This is a genomic window from Streptomyces sp. NPDC054872 (assembly GCF_053610705.1).
In genome coordinates this window covers 82,472-97,861 of record NZ_JBSGYY010000015.1, presented here as the reverse complement: position 1 = coordinate 97,861, position 15,390 = coordinate 82,472, and the positions used below count along the sequence as shown (strand labels likewise).

Below are 15,390 nucleotides of genomic sequence, written 5' to 3'. Positions count from 1 at the left end.
TTCCAGAGATGTCAAGCTGGAACGAGGTTCCAGAGATATGCCAGGATGTGTTCATGGCTACGAGGACGCGTCGTGCGGAGCGACGAGAGGAACCGCTCTCCCGGGAACGCATCGTCGAGGCGGCGATCGCACTGCTCGACACGGCGGGCGAGAGCGGACTCACCTTCCGCGTGCTGGCCGAGAGCCTCGCCACGGGGCCCGGCGCGATCTACTGGCACGTCGCGGGCAAGGAAGAGCTGCTCAACGCCGCCACCGACGCCGTCATCGCCGAAACCGTGGCCGCCGACACCACCGACACCACGCCGCAGGAGGCCATCCGAGCCCTCGCGCTCGGCGTGTTCGACGCGATCGAGGCGCATCCATGGGTCGGCACACAACTCTCCCGCGCCCCGGGGCAGTCACCGATGCTGCGGGTCTTCGAACACATCGGGCGCCAGGTCCAGGCGCTCGGAGTGCCCCGGTCCGCTCAGTTCACGGCCGCGTCCGCGTTCCTGAACTACATCCTCGGCGTGGGCGGCCAGAACGCGGCCGACGCCCGCGCACACCAGGCACGCCGACCCGACACGAGCCGCACCGACTTCCTCGACGCCGCCGCGGCCGCGTGGTCCGATCTCGACCCCGACGAGTACGCGTTCCTCCGCAGCGTCGCGGACCAGCTACGCGTGCACGACGACCGGACGGAGTTCCTCGCCGGGATCGACCTCATCCTGACCGGCATCACCGCAGGTCACTGATCGGTCGGGCCGTACCAGACCGTCATGGCGTTGCAGAACTCGCGGATGCCGTGGCCCGCCAGTTCACGTCCGTAGCCCGAGCGCTTGATGCCTCCGAAGGGCAGGCCCGGGTGGGAGGCGGTCATGCCGTTGAAGAAGACGCCGCCCGCCTGCAGGTCCCGTACGCAGCGTTCGATGTCGGCGTCGTCGCGCGTCCACACATTCGAGCTGAGCCCGAACGGCGAGTCGTTGGCCAGGGTCACGGCCTCGTCCAGGTCCGCCACGCGGTAGAGCGTGGCCACCGGGCCGAACGCCTCCTCGCGGTGGATGCGCATCCGCTCGGTCACGTCGGCGAGGACGGTGGGGGAGTAGTACCAGCCCCGCTCCTGCTCCTTGGGGCGCTGTCCGCCGCACAGCGCGGTGGCGCCCTGGGCGAGCGCGTCGTCGACGAGCTCCTCCAGATCGGCGCGGCCCTGTTCGGTGGAGAGCGGACCGACGTCCGTCTCCTCGCTCGCCGGGTCGCCGACGGTCAACTCCCGCATGCCCGCGACGAAACGGTCCCGGAAGGCGTCATAGATGTCGGTGTGCACGATGAAGCGCTTGGCGGCGATGCAGGACTGGCCGTTGTTCTGCACCCGGGCGGTCACCGCCGTCGCGGCGGCACGCTCGACGTCGGCGCTCGGCAGCACGAGGTAGGGGTCGCTGCCGCCCAGTTCCAGGACGGTCTTCTTGATCTCGTCGCCCGCGGTGGACGCCACCGAACGGCCGGCCGGTTCGCTGCCGGTGAGGGTCGCGGCGACCACCCGCTCGTCGCGCAGGATGCCCTCGACGGCTCCCGAGCCGATCAGCAGCGTCTGGAAGCAGCCCTCGGGGAACCCGGCGCGGCGGAAGAGGTCTTCGAGGTACAGGGCGGTCTGCGGCACGTTCGACGCGTGCTTGAGCAGACCGACGTTGCCCGCCATGAGGGCGGGGGGCGGCGAACCGTACGACCTGCCACAGCGGGAAGTTCCACGGCATCACGGCGAGCACGACGCCGAGCGGGCGGTAACGGACGATCGCCCGGCTCGCGCCGGAGTCCTCCACGTCGGCCTGCGCGGGGTGCTCGTCGGCCAGCAGTCCTTCGGCGCGCTCGGCGTACCAGCGCATGGCCTTCACGCACTTGGCCGCTTCCGCCTTGGCCGCCTTGATGGGTTTGCCCATCTCGGTGGTCATGGTCCGCGCGATGAACGCGTTGTCCTCTTCCAGCAGGTCGGCGGCCCGGTTCATGAGCCGGGCGCGCTCGGCGAAGCTGCTGGTGCGGTACTTGCCGAACGTGGTGTGGGCCGCCGCCACACGGCGTGTGACCTCCGCGTCCGCTAGCGGCTCGAAGGTCTCGAGCGTCTCGCCGGTGGCGGGATTGACCGTGGCGATGGGCATGCCGTTCCTCCTCGGGACGCCTAGCGCGACTGCGAGGGACCCTCGTGGGGTTCCTCCCAGGAACTCGCGCGCGGCTGGGGCTCCTGCGGTGGGTTGGGGCGTCGGGTGACCTGCCGCCGTCCGAACCAGAAGAGGGCGAGCAGCACGAGGACGATCACCACGCCGATGATCAGCAACAGTGACGAGGATCCGCCTGCGGCGAGGGTCATGTACGGCCTCCGAATTCACCCTAGAGCGACCTGCGCGGGGAAGCATGCGCAGGACTTGCGGGTGCCCTGACATGCGGAGCGCACACGTCCCGGGCCTGGCCGGGTTCCTCGGGCGGGCCGCTTCGAGGGCCGCGGCCGATCTCCGTCAGAGGATCTCCAGGGGCTCCTTGCGCACCGGCGCGGGGAACGCGTCATCCAGTGCCTCGAGGTCCGCGTCCGTGAGGCTGACGTCCAGTGCGGCGTGGTTCTCCTCCACGTGTGCCGGGGTGGAAGCCTTCGGGATGGCGATGACGTCGTCGTGCCGCAGCACCCAGGCGAGTGCCACCTGCATCGGCGTGCAGCCGTGCGCGGACGCCACGGACTCCAGGGCCCGCTGACCGAGCAGGCGTCCCTGCTCCAGCGGTGAATACGCCATCAGAGGCATCGCACGCTCACGGCTCCAGGGGAACAGGTCGTACTCGGGGCCGCGGCGGGTGAGGTTGTAGAGCACCTGGTCCGTCTGCGGAAGGGCACCGTCGGGGAGTTCCGAGAGGTCGTCGACGTCGAGGTTGCTCACGCCCCAGGCGCCGATGCTGCCACGGCTCACCAGGCCTTCGAGGGCCTCGACGGTCTCGGAGAGCGGCACCCCGCCCCGCCAGTGCAGCAGATACAGGTCGATCCGGTCTGTGTTCAGACGGCGCAAGCTGGCCCGGCAGGCATCCACGGTGCCGCGGGCGTCGGCATTCGACGGCAGCACCTTGCTCACCAGGAACACCTCGTCGCGTCGCCCGCGAATCGCCTCGCCGACCAGCTCCTCCGAGGCGCCGCTGCCGTACATCTCGGCGGTGTCGATCAGCGTCATGCCCAGGTCCAGGCCCCTGCGCAGGGAGGCGAGCTCCTCGGCGCGCCGCGCGGGGTCGTCGCCCATGCGCCAGGTGCCCTGGCCCAGGGCGGGCACACTCACACCGGACGGGAACGTCACCGTCTTGGCCGCTGTCATCGCATGTCCCTTCTCGTGTCTCTGCGTGGGCGGGCGCCGCACGACAGCGCTGGTGCCCTAATTCCGCGGACTCCATGCCGGGCCATCGAGCCCGTCCCGCCGCCTCCTACATCACACCCGTCACACCCGTCACGCCGAGAACTTCACACTGCCGTACGCCGACGCACAACCGATCACCACCAGTACGCGGGATAGCGCGGCGCGCCGGGCCGGGCGCACGAAGCCGCCCACCCCACAAGGACGACCACGACGACCGCCCCGGCCAGCAGCGGCACGAACGTCGCGGGCCGGGGGTGGTGCAGGACGATGACGACCGCGGTGGCGCAGGCCGGCGAGTGCGGGGTGCGCGCGACGGTCATCACCGCCAGGCCGATGCCCGCGGCCAGCGCCGCGGCCCAGGGGGCGCTGCCCAGCGCCGCCAGGATCGCGTACCCGACGCCGGCGCACAGCAGGTGGCCCGCGATCACGCTGCGCGGCTGGGCCAGCGGCAGCCCGGGGGCGCTGTGCACGATCGCCGCGGATGCGGCCAGCGGGGGTATGAGCACCGGCTCGTGGACGACGGAGCCGACCGCCACCAGGGCCAGCAGCACAGCGGTGACAGCGCTGATGTTGTGCAGGGTGGTGCCCGTCGGCGGCGGGGCGGGGGCGCGGCCCGCCAGGCGGAGCAGGATGCGGGGACGGACAGGGGGAGTGGGGCGCGGTGAGGCAGGCGCGGGCGGCGCCTCGATCATTTCGTCGGTGCTCAAGTAAGGACGTTCCGGACTTCAGCCGGCGGGAGACCCGGACGGCGGGGTGACTAAGGGCAGGAGTCGCCACGGCCGCCCCTGCGGTCGGCAGGGAGCGCGGGCAGCATCGGCGGCCCGGGGTCGGGGGCGTCCGCGTACTCACCCAAGATCCTACGAAGCCCGGTCACGGGACCTGCGGCCAGGTCCCGTGACCACCGTTCTGACCAGGCGCGACACGGAGACCACGATGTGCCCCGCCGACCGGCCCCGCGGGTTCGGTCACGCTGTGCGGTTCGCCGGGGGCTTCGGAGCTGCCCGCGCCCCGCAGCCGCGCGAAGGAGAAGAAGGCCGCCACCGCCATGACGGTGGCCGCCCCGATCGCGGCGTAGCCCATCCCGTGGGTGAAGGCGTCGCGCGCGGCCGTCAGCACCCTCTGCGCCGTCTCGGCCGGCAGGTGCGCGGCCACGGTCGTCGGCCCGCCCAGGGTCTCGCGCACCGCGTCGGCCTGCGGGACACCGGCCGGTTGGGCGTCGGCCATGTCGCGGCTGTGGACCGCCGCGCCGACGGAGCCGAGGATCGCCATGCCGAAGGCCCCGCCCGGCTCCTGGCCCGACTCCAGGACGGCCGCGGCCGAGCTCGCACGCTCCGGCGGGGCGGTTCCCCAGGGCGAGCTCGTTGGCCGGCGTCATGGCGGCGACCGGACCGCCCGCGGAGACGAGGAAGCCACCGCCCATGACATACGCGCGGTCGACACGCTGCGCGAACGCCTGGACGGGGTCGAGGCGCTCAGCGCGAAGCCTTGAGCGGAGTGGTCAACGCACGAGACAGGGGCGCTTGTTGTCGAACTGCCAGTCGGGGATGAGGTAGCGCATGCCGGTGGCGTCGTCGCGTGCGCCCAGGGCTTTCTCCTTGTAGAGGTCGTGGGCCGCCAGGAGCCGGTCCATGTCGAGTTCGACGCCGAGGCCGGGTGCTTCGGGCACGGCTATCTCCCCGTCGACGATGCGGGGCGGGGTGGTGGTGAGGCGTTCCAGGCCCTCCTGCCAGATCCAGTGGGTGTCCAGGGCGTTGTAGTCGCCGGGAGCCGCGGCCCCGCAGTGGGTGACCATGGCCAGGGAGATGTCGAAGTGGTTGTTGGAGTGGCACCCCCAGGTGAGACCCATCGCGTTGCACAGCTGCGCCACGCGCACGGAGCCCTGCATGGTCCAGAAGTGCGGGTCGGCCAGGGGTATCGAGACCGACTGCAGGGCCAGGGCGTGGGTCAGCTGGCGCCAGTCGGTGGCGACCATGTTGGTGGCGGTCGCCAGCCCGGTGGCCCGGCGGAACTCGGCGAGCACCTCGCGGCCCGAGTAGCCGCCTTCGGCGCCGCAGGGGTCCTCGGCGTAGGCGAGGGTGCCGGTCAGGGGAGCGCACAGCTCGATCGCCTCGCGCAGGGACCAGGCGCCGTTGGGGTCGAGGGTGATGCGGGCCTGGGGGAAGCGGTCTTTGAGGGCGCGTACGGCCGCGACCTCCTGAGCGCCCTCAAGGACGCCGCCCTTGAGCTTGAAGTCGCGGAAGCCATAACGGTCGTAGGCGGCCTCGGCCTGCCGGACGATCGCCTCGGGGGTGAGGGCCTCCTCGTGCCGGACGCGGTGCCAGGCGACGGAGGCGTCGGGCTCGCGGACGTAGTCGAGGTCGGTGCGGTCGGGGTCACCGACGTAGAAGAGGTAGCCGAGCACGCGTACGGAGTCGCGCTGCTGCCCGTCGCCGAGCAGCGCCGCCACGGGCACCTCCAGGTGCCGGCCGAGGAGGTCGAGCAGCGCGGACTCGACGGCGGTGACGGCGTGGACGGCGGTGCGCAGGTCGAAGGTCTGGGCGCCCCGGCCGCCGGAGTCGCGGTCGGCGAAGCGGTCGCCGATCTCGCGCAGGACGCGCTTGTAGTCACCGACGCGGGCGCCGACGACGAGGGACTCGGCGTCGCGGAGGGTCTGGGTGATCTTCTCGCCGCCCGGCACCTCGCCCAGGCCGGTGCGGCCGTCGGAGTCCTCGAGGACCACGATGTTGCGGGTGAAGTAGGGGCCGTGGGCGCCGGAGAGATTGAGCTCCATGCAGTCCCGGCCGGCGACCGGATAGACGCTGAACGCGGTGACGGTCGGCTGCCTGTTCATGATGGGCGATTCCTCAGGTGTGAGAGCGGGTGTGGGATGTGAGGGAGGTGGGAGAGTCAGAGGCTCAGGACGTCCAGCGCCCACTCCACCGCGAGGACGCCGCCGAGGCCGAGGATCGCGAGCACGGTCGTATAGGTGGTGCGGACCTTGATCGCCTCGATGACCGAGAGGTTGAAGTACTCCTTGAACAGCCAGAATCCGGGGTCGTTGACATGGGAGAAGGCGATCGATCCGCAGGAGACGGCGAGCACGAGCATCTCGGGGTGGACACCGCCGCCCGCCAGGAGCGGCAGGACGACACCGGACGCGGTGACGACGGCGACCGTGGCGGAGCCGAGGGCGATGCGCAGGATCACCGCGATGAGCCACGCGAGGATGAGCGGCGAGATGGACCAGCCGTCGGTGGTGTCCTTGATGTGGTCGGAGATGCCCCCTTCGACGAGGACGTTCTTGAAGGCGCCGCCCGCGCCGATCACCAGGAGGATCATGGCCATGGCCTTGGCCGCCGACGCACAGGAATCGCTGACGTCGGAAAGGCTGCGGCCGATGCGCGGCCCGAACGCCCAGATGGCCAGGAGGAGGGTCAGGAGCAGCGCGATCGGTGCCGAGCCGATGAAGGCGACGAAGTGCAGGAACGGGCTCTCGGCGGAGGTGGCCATCTCGGTGACCGAGGCGCCCGCGATCAGTACGACGGGGAAGAGGGCCACGGCCAGGGACCAGCCCATGCCGGGCATTTCCTCGTCGGTGAACTCGTGCTCGCTGACCAGGCCCTTGGGGATGGTGGGGTTCATCGCCCTGACGAACGGGAGCCGGGGCCACGTCAGCGCGATCAGCGCGCCGGCGGGTATCGCGATGAACAGGCCGTAGACCAGGGTCAGTCCGACGGAGGCGTTGAAAGTGGCCGCCACGGCGGTGGGGCCGGGGTGCGGCGGCAGGAAGCTGTGCATCGTGGAGAGCGTGATCGACATCGGAAGCCCGATCCACAGCAGCTTCGCGCCGGTGACGCGTACGAGGGTGAACGCGATGGGCACGATGATGATGAAGGCGACCTCGTAGAACATGGTGACGCCGATGAGCATGGACGTGACCACCATGGCCACCTGGACCCAGCGCGGTCCGAACGCGTCCAGCATCTTGTTGGCGATGCGCTGGGCGGCACCGGAGTCCCCCATGACCCGGCCGACCATGGCGCCGAGCCCGATGACCAGCATCGTGTCGCCGATCTGGCCGCCGATGCCCTCCGAGAGGACGTCCGGGATCGTGGCCACCGGTATTCCCTGCACCAGCGCGACGCCGACGGCCACGAGGAGGAGGGCGGCGAAGCCGTTCAGTTTCAGGCGGGTCATGAGGAACAACAGGATCAAGACACTGACCCCGACTACGACGAGCGGCATTTCAGTTCCCCTTTGAACTGTGGGTCAACTCGGTGTGGGGGGTGGGGAAGTCAGGAAGGGCAGCGTGCTCAGGCCCTGCTGCGAACGGCCGAGACCAGATCCAGTCCGGCGTTGAGCACCTTCTCCAGGTCGGCGATGTCGGCCGGACCGGGGTCGGTGAGGGGCGCGCGCACCGGGCCGACCGGCAGGCCGCGCAGCCGGGCGGCGGCCTTGACGAGCGCGACGGCGTATCCCGGTGCCCGGTCGCGTAGTTCGACCAGCGGGACGTAGAACTCCCGCAGCAGCCGGTCCACCGCCGCGTCGTCCCGCTGCCGCAGCGCGGCGAAGAACGCGTCGGCGATCTCGGGGGCGAAGGCGTGCACGGCGGAGGAGTAGGCGGGTACGCCGACGGTGCTGTAGGCGCGGGCCTGGATCTCCGCGGTGGCGGCGCCGTTGAAGAAGAGGAAGCCGTCGGGGGCGGCGAGGGTCAGGCGCTGCAGCCGGTCGAGGTCGCTGTGCCCGTCCTTGAGGCCGATGACGGTGGGGATGTCTGCGATCTCGCGCAGGGCGTCGGCGGTGAAGGTGACCTGGCCGCGCTGATAGGCGACGAGGGGCAGCCGGGTGCCGCCGGAGATGCGGCGCAGCTGTTCCACCAGGCCGTCCTGCGAGGCCTCCACCAGGTAATGGGGCATCACGAGGAGGGCGTCCGCGCCTTCTTCCTCGGCGATCCGGGCGAACCGCAGCGACTGGGCCCACCCGTATCCGGTGCCCGCCACCACCGGCAATCGGCCGTCGGCGACCTCGACGGTGACCCTGACGACCGTCCGGTACTCGTCCTCGTCGAGTGAGAAGAACTCGCCGGTCCCGCAGGCGGGGAACACCGCGCCGGGCTCCGTCGCCAACTGGGCCGTCAGATAGGCCCGGTAGGCCTCCGCGTCGAGGCTGCCGTCACTCCCCATGCTCGTGAGCGGGAAGGACAGCACGCCGCGTGCCATGCCTTCCCGCAGTCGGCGGGCGATGTCCTGGGGCGTCGTACTGAGCTTGTTCATGCTGAGCTCGCTCACGAATCTCATCTCTATATGCAGATGGCGTCCACGTATGAGAATGGAGGCTAGAGTCATGAACGAGCGGGGTCAATGGTCAGATCCCGCGGATCTACGATGGGCGCATGTCGCAGAGCGAGACGGGCCCCGGGGTGGGCCCTGGGGCGGCGCCCGGGGCGGGTGCGGGTGTTCGCGGGGTGAAGTCGGCGCTGCGCACCGTGGCGCTCCTCGAACTGCTCGCCGAGCGCGCCGACCGGCCCGCCCGCCTGGACGAGCTCGCCGAGGAGTTGGGCGTGCCGCGCAGCAGCATGTACCAACTGCTTCGGACCCTCATCGACTGCGGCTGGGTGCGCACGGACACCACCGGGTCCCTCTACGGCATCGGGATCCGCACGCTGCTCACCGGCACGAGTTATCTGGACGGCGACGCGCGGGTGCGCGCCGTGCGCCCGTATCTGGATGAGGCGTCGGACGCCCTGGGCGAGACGATCCACCTGGCGCGGCTCGACGGTCCGCACGTCGTGTACCTCGCGACCCGTGAATCGCATGAGTACCCGCGCACCATCAGCCGGGTCGGCCGCCGCGTCCCCGCGCACGCCGGAGCCCTGGGGAAGGCGCTGCTCGCCGAGCGCCCGGACGGTGAACTCCCGCTCCCTGACGGCCCGTTGGAGTCCTTCACCCCGCGTACGCACGCCGACCGCGCCGCCCTGCTCGCCGACCTCGGGCAGGTGCGTGGGCGCGGCTACGCCATCGACCGCGAGGAAACGGTGACCGGCATCGCGGGCTTCGGCTTCGCCCTGCGGTACGACGTCCCGGCCGTCGACGCCATCAGTTGTTCGGTGCCCGTGGCCCGGCTCACCGACGCGCACCAGAGTCGCGTCGTGGCCGTCATGCGGGAGATCCAGACGAAGATCGAAAATTTGCTGTCACCCGTTGCGGGCGCTCCCGACTGGCGCTGATCACCCGCCCAGGTTCGCTGTGCGGCTCAAGGGCTCCGACTTGATAGGCAAGTCGTCACTTGCCTATCGTGGCGGTCATGTCGGAGGATGTGTTCAAGGCGCTGGCCGACCCCACCCGTCGGCGCATCCTTGATGAGCTGGTGGAACGGGACGGTCAGACCCTGTTCGAAATATGCGGCAGGCTGCTGAACAAGCACGGTCTCGGGCTGTCCCGGCAGGCGATCAGTCAGCATCTGGCCGTCCTGGAGTCCGCCGGCCTGGTCCGCTCGCGACGCGAGGGCCGCTGCAAGTTCCACGACCTGAACACCGAACCGCTTGAGTGCATCGTGACCCGATGGCTCAGGCCCGAACCCTCGGAGCGCATGCCATGAGGATCCACCTGACCAGCGTTTTCGTCGATGACCAGGAGAAGGCCGCGCGCTTCTTCACCGACGTGCTCGGCTTCGTGAAGAAGCACGACGTCCCCGTCGGCGAGGACCGGTGGCTGACCGTGGTCTCACCGGAGGACCCGGACGGCACCGAACTGCTGCTCGAGCCCTCCGGCCACCCCGCGGTGCAGCCGTACAAGACGGCGCTGGTCGCGGACGGCATTCCGGTGACCTCCTTCGCCGTGGAGGACGTGGCCGCCGAGTTCGACCGGCTGCGTGAGCTCGGCGTGCGGTTCACCCAGGAGCCGCTGGAGATGGGCCCGGTCACCACCGCGGTGTTCGACGACACCTGCGGCAACCTGATCCAGATCCAGCACAGCAAGTAAGTCGGTGGCGTGCCGGGCCCACACGGACGACCATGTCCCGCATGAGCGACCAACCCGAACGCTGGAGCCAGGCGACCACCTACCCCGACATGTGGGCGGACCCGGAAGACGACCCCCGCAACAGCGACGGGGTCAGCCCGGACGGTGAGCCGGCGACACTGCTGGACTTCCTGACGAGTTACCGCATGACCCTGAAGATGAAGTGCGAGGGCCTGGACGCGGAGCAACTGGCCCGGCGCTCGGTTCCGCCGTCGACGCTCTCGCTGCTCGGCCTGCTGCGACACCTCGCCGAGGTGGAGCGGGACTGGCGCAACTGGATCAGGGTCGGCGAGCCGCTGCCGAAGCTGTACGGCGAGCGCGACGCCGATTTCCACGGTGCCGTCGGCGAGCAGGCCGTGGTCGATGCCGCATACGCCGATCTGGCGCGCGAGCAGGCGGCACTGGACGCCGAACTGGCCGAACACCCCGACCTGGGCGAACGCCTGGGGAAGGACGGCTTCGCCGTTCGCGAGCTGATGGTGCACAGGATCGAGGAGTACGCCCGCCACTGCGGGCAGGCAGACCTGTTGCGCGAGTGCATCGACGGCAGGGTGGGCCAGTGACGGACGGCGCCACGCGTGGTTCACGAGGGGATGACGAGGTGACTGGGTGACGGGATTGCCCCGCTCATAGGGGTTCGCGGTGATGTGCCCCTTGTGTTCTTTCCTGCCCGCGTTCGCCGCTCGGCGCGCCTCCGCGTACTCGGCGGTCGGCTACCGAGCGGTGTGTGCATTGTGCGAAGATCCGGAGACCGTCCAACGGTCGTTGCGGCATAGTCACCGTAGACATGCCGACGGCAACGACCGGGTGGCCAGGCGAACTTACCGGGTGGGGAAGGCGGAGAATAGCGGTGGCGTCACAGCCATGGACTTCCGGCGTGCGTGCGGCCGGTGAAAGTGACTCTGCGGCGACCCGTCAGCTGTCGCCGCCGCTGGTGCTGCTGGTCGAGGACGATCCCGGCGACGCACTCCTGGTCGAGGAACTCGTCGCCGACAGTGCCTTGAAGATGCGGCTGCAGTGGGTGCGTTCCATGGCCGAGGCGCGCGAGTCACTGACCTTGGAAGTGCCGGACTGCGTGCTGCTCGACCTGCATCTGCCGGACGCCCAGGGCCTTGAAGCCGTCTCCATGGTCCGGTCCCGCGCCGAACAGGTCGCGATCGTCGTGCTCACCGGCCTCGCCGAGGAGGAGACCGGCTCCGCCGCCGTGGCCGCCGGAGCCCAGGACTACCTCGTCAAGGGCCGCGTCGAACCGGAGCTTTTCGGCCGGGCCGTGCGCTACGCGATCCAGCGCAAGCAGGCCGAGCAGGCGGCCGTCGCCCTGCAGGCCAGCCAGATGCAGGCACAGGAGAACGCCCGCCTCGAGCGCGGACTGCTGCCCAGGCCGCTCCTGAACAGCGCGGGCGTGGACGTCGTGGCCCGCTACCGGCCCGGCCGTGCCCAGGCTCTGCTGGGCGGCGACTTCTACGACATCGTCCAGGGCGCGGACGGCACCGTACACACCCTCATAGGGGACGTCTCCGGCCACGGGCCCGACGAGGCCGCCCTCGGCGTGGCACTGCGCATCGCCTGGCGCACCCTGGTGCTCAGCGGTGTCACCGGCGCCGAACAAGTGGGCCGACTCGAGGAGATCATGCTGGCCGAGCGGGTGAAGCCGTACGTCTTCGCCACGCTGACGAGCCTCTCCGTACCGGTCGGGGCAGCGCACGCGCACGTGACGCGCGCGGGCCACCCCGGGATGCTGCTGCGCACCGCGGAGGGCGGCGTCGAATGGGTGGAGACGTCCGGCGGGCCGGCCCTGGGCGTCGCACCCGGTTCTTCGCTCTGGCCGGTCGAGCAACTGTCCCTGCCCGCGGGGTCGGCACTGGTGCTGTTCACGGACGGCCTTTTCGAGGGGCACATAGGAAACGGACGCGAGCGACTGGGCGAAGACGGACTGCTGGGCCTCGCGCGAGAACTGGGCGACCTGGCACCCGAGGTTTTCGTCGACACGCTGATCCAGCGCGCCGAGGACCTCGCCGAGGAGCAGGGCGGCCTGGCCGACGACGTGGCCGTGGTGCACCTGCATTGGCACGGGGACGGAGAGGGCCCGACGAGATCTGTCGTCGAGGGCCGGTACAAGAGCAGCATCGGGGAGCAACGCCGTGGTTGAGACGACGAGCAGGACATGGATCGGCCGTCGGCTGACCGTACAGGGCTGGTTCCAGCTGGTGCTGGCCCTGATGGTGCTCCTGGTGGTGGCCGGCACCGTGATCGGCGCTCGCCTGCTGGGGCAGACCGCGGACGTGACCGACGAACTGGTCGACCGCCTGGAGCCGGCCCGCACGCAGACCTACCGCCTGCAGGCCGCCCTGGTGAACCAGGAGACCGGCGTCCGGGGCTACGCCATCACCGCCGACCGCCAGTTCCTGCAGCCCTATACCCAGGGCAAGCGGGACGAGGCCCGCGCCGCCGCCGAACTCCGCGACCTCCTCGCGGACCAGCCCCGGCTCCTCGCGGACCTCAAGGCGGTCCAGCGGGAGGCGGCGGACTGGCGGGGCGCGTACGCCCAACCGCTGGTGGACAAGGTCACACCCGGCCAACCACGCGCCGTCGCCGCGACCGACGCAGAGCGCGGCAAGGAGGTCTTCGACAAGATCCGCACCGTGTGGGCCACGCAGAACACCGACCTGGCCGAAGCCGTCGACGACGGCAAGGACGAGCTGGACACCTCGCGCACGGTGCGCACCGTGATCCTCGGCGCCATGGTCGTGGTGTTCCTGCTGGCCGGGATCGTCCTGGCGTTCCTGGTGCGCGCCCTGGTGGCCCGGCCCCTGGACGCGCTGCGTGTCTCGTCACGCCAAGTGGCGCGCGGTGATTTCGACCACGTCATCACGATCGACGGGCCCGCGGACCTCAGGGCGGTGGCGGCGGACGTCGAGGGGATGCGGCTGCAGATAGTGGAGGAACTGGCGGCCTCGCGCAGCCGACGGGACGCGCTGACCCAGCAGGCGGCCGAACTGGACGCCCAGGCGGTGGAACTGCGCCGCTCCAACGCCGAACTGGAGCAGTTCGCCTACGTCGCCTCCCACGACCTGCAGGAGCCCCTGCGCAAGGTCGCCTCCTTCTGCCAGCTCCTCGAGAAGCGGTACGGGGACACACTCGACGACCGCGGCAAGCAGTACATCGACTTCGCGGTCGACGGCGCCAAGCGCATGCAGGTCCTCATCAACGACCTGCTCACCTTCTCCCGCGTCGGGCGTCTCAACGACGCCAGGGTGCCCGTCGACCTCGACCAGGCCCTCGGCAAGGCACTGGCCAATCTGGAGACCTCCGTCCGTGACACCGGCGCGATCGTCGAACGCCCCGAGAATCTCCCCGAGATCGTCGGCGACCCGACGCTCCTGACGATGCTCTGGCAGAATCTCGTCGGCAACGCCGTCAAGTTCCACCACCCCGAACGCACTCCGCGGATCCGTATCACGTGCGAGGCGGACGAGGACTCCGGCAACTGGAGCTTCAGCGTCACCGACAACGGCATCGGCATCCCCGAGGAGTTCGCGGAGAAGGTCTTCGTGATCTTCCAGCGCCTGCACGGCCGGGATGCCTACGGGGGCACCGGCATCGGCCTTGCGCTGTGCAAGAAGATCGTCGAGCATCACGGCGGACACATCTGGATCGACAGCGGCCAGGCCGAGGGAACCCGCCTCTGCTTCACGCTGCCGTCCGACGCCGGGACGGACGCAGACGCCGAAGCTGAGGCCGCTGACGCCGAGGCCGCTGACGACACCGCCGAGAACACCGCATCCCGCAACGAGGAAAAGGCCCTGACATGACCACCCCTGATGCCGCGCCGATCGACGTGCTCCTCGTGGAGGACGACCCGGGCGACGAGCTGATGACGCGCGAGGCGTTCGAGGACAACAAGATCCGCAACAACCTGCATGTGGTCCGGGACGGCGAGGCGGCGCTCGACTTCCTCTACCGGCGCGGTGAGCACACGTCGGCGCCGCGTCCCGATCTCATCCTGCTCGACCTCAACCTCCCCAAGTACGACGGGCGCCAGGTCCTGGAGAAGATCAAGTCCGACCCGGACCTGCAGGACATCCCGGTGGTGGTGCTCACCACGTCGGCAGCGGAGGAGGACATCCTGCGCAGCTACAAACTGCACGCGAACGCCTACGTCACCAAGCCGGTCGACCTCGACCAGTTCATCGCCGCGGTACGGCAGATCGACGACTTCTTCGTCCAGGTGGTACGTCTGCCACGTCGCCAGTAGATTCCTCCTTCATGACTGAGACCTCCCCCTCCTACCTCGCCACGACAGCGGACGCCTACGGGTCCATCGCCCCGCTCTACGACGAACTCGCCCGCGGCGCGCTCGACGCGTTCCCGCTGGATCGCGCGGTGCTCGCCGCGTTCGCCGAGCTCGCGTCGGCCGGCGCCGGGCCGGTCGCCGAACTGGGATGCGGCCCCGGGCGGACGACGGCGCACCTGAGGGACCTTGGGCTTGACGTCTTCGGCATCGACCTGTCACCGGTCATGATCGACCTCGCCCGCGAGAACCACCCGGACCTGAGGTTCGAGGTCGGCTCCATGGACGCCCTGGATCTGGCCGACGGCAAGCTGAGCGGCATCGTGTCCTGGTACTCGGTCATCCACATCCCGCCGACGGACCTGCCTCCGTACTTCGCCGAGTTCCGGCGGGTCCTCGCCCCCGGCGGCCATCTCTTGCTCGGTTTCTTCGAGGCGGAGGGCGGGCCGGTCACGGCGTTCGACCACAAGGTCACGACCGCCTACCGCTGGCCGGTCGACGGCCTCGCGGAACTGGCCCGCGAGGCCGGATTCGTGGAAGTCGGACGGATGCTGCGCGAGCCGGGCGAGGACGAGCGCTTCCGCCGCGGCCACCTCCTGATGCGCGCGGGCGACTAACCCGGGCGGCCGCGCAGCGGGAACCCGCGGTAATCGACTCGCTCGCGTCGCGCGCTGAACCTATCCTCGGCGAAGCGGGACCGCGCGGTCCCGCAGGTTGCGGCGCCGTGGCAGAGCGGCCGATTGCG

At 70.3% G+C, this 15,390-nt stretch carries 17 protein-coding genes and 1 pseudogene; 10 read left to right on the top strand and 8 right to left on the bottom strand.

The window, feature by feature from the left end:
- The first annotated feature begins 53 nt into the window (after nucleotides 1-53).
- On the top strand, nucleotides 54-734 hold the full coding sequence (locus ACWGIH_RS20330; protein WP_453445632.1) for a TetR/AcrR family transcriptional regulator: 681 nt from the start codon (nucleotides 54-56) through the stop codon (nucleotides 732-734).
- On the opposite strand, the pseudogene ACWGIH_RS20325 reads toward ACWGIH_RS20330, so the two are convergent.
- The 5 genes and pseudogenes from ACWGIH_RS20325 to ACWGIH_RS20305 form a co-directional block, all read right to left on the bottom strand.
- Nucleotides 728-2,129: pseudogene (locus ACWGIH_RS20325) on the bottom strand (NADP-dependent succinic semialdehyde dehydrogenase). The gene ACWGIH_RS20330 and the pseudogene ACWGIH_RS20325 sit on opposite strands and share 7 nt — an antisense overlap.
- A 20-nt stretch (nucleotides 2,130-2,149) precedes the next feature.
- A complete protein-coding gene (locus ACWGIH_RS20320; protein WP_453445631.1) occupies nucleotides 2,150-2,338 on the bottom strand; it encodes a DUF6479 family protein in 189 nt (62 codons plus the stop codon).
- Nucleotides 2,339-2,483: 145 nt separating this feature from the next.
- Nucleotides 2,484-3,317, bottom strand: coding sequence for an aldo/keto reductase (locus ACWGIH_RS20315; RefSeq protein ID WP_453445629.1), 834 nt, complete (start codon nucleotides 3,315-3,317; stop codon nucleotides 2,484-2,486).
- 173 nt (nucleotides 3,318-3,490) lie between these two features.
- The gene (locus ACWGIH_RS20310; protein ID WP_453445627.1) at nucleotides 3,491-4,063 is read right to left on the bottom strand and encodes an HPP family protein; all 573 of its coding nucleotides are present in this window, start codon (nucleotides 4,061-4,063) and stop codon (nucleotides 3,491-3,493) included.
- Between the two features lie 163 nt (nucleotides 4,064-4,226).
- Nucleotides 4,227-4,625 (bottom strand): hypothetical protein, encoded by a 399-nt coding sequence (locus tag ACWGIH_RS20305; RefSeq protein ID WP_453445625.1) that lies wholly within the window; start codon nucleotides 4,623-4,625, stop codon nucleotides 4,227-4,229.
- Here ACWGIH_RS20305 and ACWGIH_RS20300 point away from each other — a divergent pair.
- The gene (locus ACWGIH_RS20300; RefSeq protein ID WP_453445624.1) at nucleotides 4,624-4,845 is read left to right on the top strand and encodes a hypothetical protein; all 222 of its coding nucleotides are present in this window, start codon (nucleotides 4,624-4,626) and stop codon (nucleotides 4,843-4,845) included. The two genes, ACWGIH_RS20305 and ACWGIH_RS20300, sit on opposite strands and share 2 nt — an antisense overlap.
- A 9-nt stretch (nucleotides 4,846-4,854) precedes the next feature.
- Here the strand turns inward: ACWGIH_RS20300 and ACWGIH_RS20295 are convergent, their stop codons facing one another.
- From ACWGIH_RS20295 to ACWGIH_RS20285, 3 genes are all read right to left on the bottom strand, one after another.
- A complete protein-coding gene (locus ACWGIH_RS20295; protein WP_453445622.1) occupies nucleotides 4,855-6,186 on the bottom strand; it encodes an enolase C-terminal domain-like protein in 1,332 nt (443 codons plus the stop codon).
- A 56-nt stretch (nucleotides 6,187-6,242) separates the two neighbouring features.
- Nucleotides 6,243-7,580: a gluconate:H+ symporter gene (locus ACWGIH_RS20290; RefSeq protein ID WP_453445620.1), complete on the bottom strand. Its 1,338-nt coding sequence runs from the start codon at nucleotides 7,578-7,580 to the stop codon at nucleotides 6,243-6,245.
- A 68-nt stretch (nucleotides 7,581-7,648) separates the two neighbouring features.
- Nucleotides 7,649-8,608 (bottom strand): 5-dehydro-4-deoxyglucarate dehydratase, encoded by a 960-nt coding sequence (locus ACWGIH_RS20285; protein WP_453445718.1) that lies wholly within the window; start codon nucleotides 8,606-8,608, stop codon nucleotides 7,649-7,651.
- 119 nt (nucleotides 8,609-8,727) lie between these two features.
- On the opposite strand from ACWGIH_RS20285, the gene ACWGIH_RS20280 reads away from it, so the two are divergent.
- The 8 genes from ACWGIH_RS20280 to ACWGIH_RS20245 all read left to right on the top strand — a co-directional run bounded on the left by ACWGIH_RS20280 (nucleotide 8,728) and on the right by ACWGIH_RS20245 (nucleotide 15,262).
- Nucleotides 8,728-9,561, top strand: a complete 834-nt coding sequence (locus ACWGIH_RS20280; protein ID WP_453445618.1) for an IclR family transcriptional regulator — start codon at nucleotides 8,728-8,730, stop codon at nucleotides 9,559-9,561.
- Between the two features lie 77 nt (nucleotides 9,562-9,638).
- Complete coding sequence (locus ACWGIH_RS20275) at nucleotides 9,639-9,932, top strand: ArsR/SmtB family transcription factor (RefSeq protein WP_453445616.1); 294 nt, start codon at nucleotides 9,639-9,641, stop codon at nucleotides 9,930-9,932.
- The gene (locus tag ACWGIH_RS20270) at nucleotides 9,929-10,315 is read left to right on the top strand and encodes a VOC family protein (RefSeq protein ID WP_453445614.1); all 387 of its coding nucleotides are present in this window, start codon (nucleotides 9,929-9,931) and stop codon (nucleotides 10,313-10,315) included. The genes ACWGIH_RS20275 and ACWGIH_RS20270 overlap by 4 nt, the downstream gene beginning before the upstream one ends.
- 32 nt (nucleotides 10,316-10,347) lie before the next feature.
- Nucleotides 10,348-10,917 carry a mycothiol transferase gene (locus ACWGIH_RS20265; RefSeq protein WP_453445612.1) on the top strand — a complete coding sequence of 190 codons (570 nt, stop codon included), beginning with the start codon at nucleotides 10,348-10,350 and terminating at the stop codon, nucleotides 10,915-10,917.
- 314 nt (nucleotides 10,918-11,231) lie between these two features.
- Nucleotides 11,232-12,503: a PP2C family protein-serine/threonine phosphatase gene (locus ACWGIH_RS20260; protein ID WP_453445610.1), complete on the top strand. Its 1,272-nt coding sequence runs from the start codon at nucleotides 11,232-11,234 to the stop codon at nucleotides 12,501-12,503.
- A gap of 70 nt (nucleotides 12,504-12,573) precedes the next feature.
- Entirely contained in the window at nucleotides 12,574-14,166 is a 1,593-nt protein-coding gene (locus ACWGIH_RS20255; RefSeq protein ID WP_453445717.1) for a sensor histidine kinase, read from the top strand.
- Nucleotides 14,163-14,609: a response regulator gene (locus tag ACWGIH_RS20250; protein WP_365826403.1), complete on the top strand. Its 447-nt coding sequence runs from the start codon at nucleotides 14,163-14,165 to the stop codon at nucleotides 14,607-14,609. The genes ACWGIH_RS20255 and ACWGIH_RS20250 overlap by 4 nt, the downstream gene beginning before the upstream one ends.
- 11 nt (nucleotides 14,610-14,620) lie before the next feature.
- Nucleotides 14,621-15,262 (top strand): class I SAM-dependent DNA methyltransferase, encoded by a 642-nt coding sequence (locus tag ACWGIH_RS20245; RefSeq protein WP_453445608.1) that lies wholly within the window; start codon nucleotides 14,621-14,623, stop codon nucleotides 15,260-15,262.
- Nucleotides 15,263-15,390 lie beyond the last annotated feature (128 nt).

Bases quoted from the DNA above. Each gene is read 5' to 3' on its own strand.
- ACWGIH_RS20330 (WP_453445632.1), top strand. From the start codon at position 54: ATGGCTACGAGGACGCGTCGTGCGGAGCGACGAGAGGAACCGCTCTCC.
- ACWGIH_RS20320 (WP_453445631.1), bottom strand. From the start codon at position 2,338: ATGACCCTCGCCGCAGGCGGATCCTCGTCACTGTTGCTGATCATCGGC.
- ACWGIH_RS20315 (WP_453445629.1), bottom strand. From the start codon at position 3,317: ATGACAGCGGCCAAGACGGTGACGTTCCCGTCCGGTGTGAGTGTGCCC.
- ACWGIH_RS20300 (WP_453445624.1), top strand. From the start codon at position 4,624: ATGCCGAAGGCCCCGCCCGGCTCCTGGCCCGACTCCAGGACGGCCGCG.
- ACWGIH_RS20305 (WP_453445625.1), bottom strand. From the start codon at position 4,625: ATGGCGATCCTCGGCTCCGTCGGCGCGGCGGTCCACAGCCGCGACATG.
- ACWGIH_RS20295 (WP_453445622.1), bottom strand. From the start codon at position 6,186: ATGAACAGGCAGCCGACCGTCACCGCGTTCAGCGTCTATCCGGTCGCC.
- ACWGIH_RS20290 (WP_453445620.1), bottom strand. From the start codon at position 7,580: ATGCCGCTCGTCGTAGTCGGGGTCAGTGTCTTGATCCTGTTGTTCCTC.
- ACWGIH_RS20285 (WP_453445718.1), bottom strand. From the start codon at position 8,608: ATGAACAAGCTCAGTACGACGCCCCAGGACATCGCCCGCCGACTGCGG.
- ACWGIH_RS20280 (WP_453445618.1), top strand. From the start codon at position 8,728: ATGTCGCAGAGCGAGACGGGCCCCGGGGTGGGCCCTGGGGCGGCGCCC.
- ACWGIH_RS20275 (WP_453445616.1), top strand. From the start codon at position 9,639: ATGTCGGAGGATGTGTTCAAGGCGCTGGCCGACCCCACCCGTCGGCGC.
- ACWGIH_RS20270 (WP_453445614.1), top strand. From the start codon at position 9,929: ATGAGGATCCACCTGACCAGCGTTTTCGTCGATGACCAGGAGAAGGCC.
- ACWGIH_RS20265 (WP_453445612.1), top strand. From the start codon at position 10,348: ATGTCCCGCATGAGCGACCAACCCGAACGCTGGAGCCAGGCGACCACC.
- ACWGIH_RS20255 (WP_453445717.1), top strand. From the start codon at position 12,574: ATGGTGCTCCTGGTGGTGGCCGGCACCGTGATCGGCGCTCGCCTGCTG.
- ACWGIH_RS20250 (WP_365826403.1), top strand. From the start codon at position 14,163: ATGACCACCCCTGATGCCGCGCCGATCGACGTGCTCCTCGTGGAGGAC.
- ACWGIH_RS20245 (WP_453445608.1), top strand. From the start codon at position 14,621: ATGACTGAGACCTCCCCCTCCTACCTCGCCACGACAGCGGACGCCTAC.